Here is a 3,992-nt window from a genome sequence, read left to right as displayed (position 1 = left end):
ACTGGTTGTGATGGCTGCGGTGTTATCAAGTTCAACTGTATCCTCAGCTGTAACAGGGTTACCTGCCACATCGGATACGCTGGCGGTAGCGGTGAGTGTGCCGTCGTTTAATGCGCTGGCATCAATAGGAGTTGTTACATATTCACCATTGATCACGGTTGCAGTTGTAGTCACCGCAGGGTTAACGCCATCGCTTATTGTTACAGTAACTATTTGGCCATCTTCTACATCTTCTACAGTACCGCGTACAACAATGGCTGCACTTTCGCCGCTGCCGTTAATAACACCGTCGGCTGTTTTATCAATATTAAGTGTTAGCGTGCTTTGAGTGTCTTTTGCAAAAGTAACCTCTTGAGTGGCCTCATTTCCAGCGGCATCAAAAATACTTATTTGCGCTGAGATTTCGCCATCAGCTAACGATTCAATATCACCGCTAATTTGCCAATTGCCATCAGCATCAACTTCAGCTGTTACTACTACTTGCTGATTATTACTATCCGTAAAAGTAACGGTAACTAATTGGCCTGGCTCAATATCTGTAACCGAGCCACTAAGTTGTACATTATTTTGCTCGGCGCTATTAATAACCCCATCAATATCTTGTGCCACTATGCTTGTTGCAACAGAGCTGTCATATTGCGCTTCATCGCTCGCGCTTGCTGGGTTTCCTGAAATATCTTGAGCAGTTGCATTTGCACTAATAGTGCCATCATTTAACGATGAAATATCAACACCGGCTATTTCATAACTGCCATTAACTACGATTGCCGTTAATGTAATTGGAGGGTTAACACCATCACTCAATACAACAGTCACTGTTTGGCCGTCTTCAATACCAGTTACTACACCTCGTACAGTTACGTTACTCTCTTCTTCGCTATTGATAACGCCATCTTGTGTTGAGTCTATTTCGACGGTGAGCTGTGCTGTTTTATCATGTGAAATAACCTGAGACGCGGTGCTTTCGTTACCTAATAAATCTTGTGCTTGCGCGGTTGCTGTGATCTCTCCATCACTTAACGAAGAAATATCGACTTCTAATTGGTACTGGCCATTTTCAACAACAGCCTCAACACTCACTTCATTGCCATCTATGTCTGTTAAGGTTACTAAGACTGTTTGACCATCTTCAATACCTTCAACTGTTCCGCTTACTTGTACTACGTTTTCTGAGTTATTTATTACGCCATCTTCGGTTTCATTAACGTCTATTGTTATAATGGCCGTAGTATCTTTTGAGAATGATTTTTGAGTTTGCGTGTCATTACCCGCTTCATCAATGGTACTAACTTGTATGGTGTAATTTCCATCCGGTAAATCGGCAAAAGCCTCAGGGCCAACACTCCATTGACCATTAGTGACTGTTGCCTCATACGTTGCTATAGGGTTACCTTGCGCATCAAAAATGGTCACTGTTACCAGCTGTCCATCTTGCACATCTTGCACTTCACCTTCAAAATCAATTGGTTGATTAGTGTTTAAGCCATCCTCAAAATCAATAAAAATATCTGCTTGAGTATCTTTTACTTTAGTTTCACTGGCTGCATCATCTTCGTTGCCCCCTACAAGAGAAACCGTTGCAGTCACTTCACCATCATTTAGAGCAGTAATATCAATATTTGTTACAGACCAAACACCATCTTGCACTTCGGTTATAACAATTATTTCGTTGCCGTCGCTATCACTTAAAACTATTTGTACTAACGAGCCATCGGGTACATTTTCAACAGTACCGGAAAATTCCAAAGCCACAGCATCGTATTTATTAATAAACACACCATCGCCACCGAGCTGACCTACAGTAAAAATAGGGTCGGGTCTAAACTCAATAAAATTAGGATCTTCTTCTTCTGTTGTTTCGGTAGGTGTTGTTTCATAGCCTGATTCAGGAACAAGTTCTTGCCCTTGGCGAGCAATAAGTTGATAGGCCACTTGAGCTTCATTAGCATCACTTGAAGATAAAGATGTAACGCTACTGGTATTGCTGCGGGCGTCAAAGGTACTATTTTGGCTTAAATCCGATACAAGCTGTGAAATAATATCTTGAGGTACAACAAGCTGTTCACTGGCTTCAGAAAAAACCAGCTCGTTCCCCTCTAATGCAATGTCGCTGCTATTTAACACAGGTAGGTCGGCAAGTTGCTCTGGTATAGAGTCTACCTTGACCCAATCTCCATTATCCATAACAACCCAGACATCACTTAGTAGTTCGACAATAACAACAGCTTTACTTATATTTTCCAAAGTGAACTTCCTAAATAGTTAATGAGAGTAAATAGCGGCTTAGCCAAAAGGTAGCTCTAATCGTTACAAAATCCAGTAATGATACAAAAAAATAACATTGAGCACAAGCTATTTCGCTTTCGTGTGATAGCTAACTAGAAAATTGCTCAACAAACCTCTATTATACTGGATGTATATTCAGTGTGATGGAGGTTTTCGTGAGCCAAATAAATGTCCAAAGCATTTCTCAACTCAGAGTTCCTGAGCCATCTCATGGCATCAATGTTAACTCTTGCTCTAAAGCTCTATGCAAGAACTTCAACGTTCCAGCCAAAAACACCAAACCTGATCCAAACTATCGAATTAGTGGAACTAAACTAAATGGTTCTGCGCTGCTTTGTAAGGCGTGTGGATGCTACACCACTGTTAAGAGTAATCAAGCGATATATGAAGAAATTAAACGTCTTGAACATATTGATGAGTGCTCAAAAGTTTTAAGACAGGACGGAACGGGGTGTCACAACATATCCTGCTCCAACTTCAATAGAAAACTGTCGATTTTTCCAGATTCATACCAACCATTTGCTAAAACAAGATCTGGGAATCAGCGGTATAGATGCCGAGAATGTGGAGTGACATTTACTCAAGGCTCTGAAAAGAGAAAGTCTCACCCTCATTCAAAATCATATATCAATTCGACGTTATTTCGCCTGATCGTTAATATCCAACTTTCTAGCCATCTCTCTCCTTCGATCTTTGATGGCTGCGACCACAGCATTCTTAACTTCTCTTTTAAATAATAAACCACCGCTAAGGGCTGATTGGCTTCGAGTGCTCGCTCCAACCTCGCTTGGCCCTGCTCATCTAACCTATCCGGATTACTCACCAATAACCAACGAGTATTCTTAAGATATTGAGCGTCATTTTTGCTACTCATCGAATTTTGTAATTCACGCCTGAACGCTGTCAGTTTTTCATTAAATCGCTTCACCACATGGAAGCGGTCAATGACTAACTTAGCCTTCGGAGCGTGCTGTTTTACCGAAGAAATGTATGCCTGACCCATATCGGTGGCGATAGCTTCAATCGGTTTTTTACAGCGCAGCTTCCGTTTCCAAAAACCGTCAAGGCTTTCGGACTTCTTTCCTTTCTCTGTATAAATGACGGCACTTGTTTTCATATCAATCACAACCGTCATGAAGCCACTTTTTGGGCCACAGTAAATCTCATCAATTCCAATGTGAGTGACGTTTTTAAGACAAGGTTGAGAGTATCGTTTTTGCAGGTAATGCTTCTGAATGTCTTTCACTGTATCCCAACAGACACCGCATAGCTTGGCAATGGCACTGATGGTTACGTTCAATGCCGACAGGGAGAGAACATACTGTTCAAAGCCCTTTGTGTAACGGACCTTGGGACGAGGGACAAAATTAAGCGGCAAATACCCGAATGTATTACAAGCTCGGCATTTAATCCGCTGGTTTGCTATCTGGATGTAACAGGGGTTAGTGCCAATTGGGGTAGCAATGAAACGGCGAACCTTACCTCCTTTTTTTTATGACATCACGACTACGGCACGATGGACATTTAATATGAGTATTGTGTGCTATGTGAAAGATGGTTACGTTACCATCAAACTCTGTAGAGCAATAATGGAAAGGGCCGCGTATTCCAAAGCGATGGTAAAGAAGTGAAGTTGACATTAACTAGCTATTTTTAGCGATATGATATCAGAAAAGCCATTCAGGTATCGATTTACCGGATGAACC

1 protein-coding gene and 1 pseudogene are annotated in these 3,992 nt (G+C 41.5%); both read right to left on the bottom strand.

All coding sequences use genetic code 11. The annotated features are described in order from the left end of the window. On the bottom strand, positions 1-2,244 hold a 2,244-nt coding region (locus OCT63_RS21230; RefSeq protein WP_269984573.1), incomplete at its 3' end, for an Ig-like domain-containing protein. Positions 2,245-2,896: 652 nt separating this feature from the next. Then, positions 2,897-3,754: pseudogene (locus OCT63_RS21225) on the bottom strand (ISL3 family transposase); the annotation flags it as partial. Between the last annotated feature and the right edge of the window lie 238 nt (positions 3,755-3,992).

This window comes from Vibrio sp. RW, assembly GCF_027587105.1.
GTDB classification, from domain to species: Bacteria; Pseudomonadota; Gammaproteobacteria; order Enterobacterales; family Vibrionaceae; genus Vibrio; species Vibrio toranzoniae.
The sequence above is the reverse complement of the archived record's forward strand: the minus strand, read 5'-3'. Positions and strand labels throughout refer to the sequence as shown.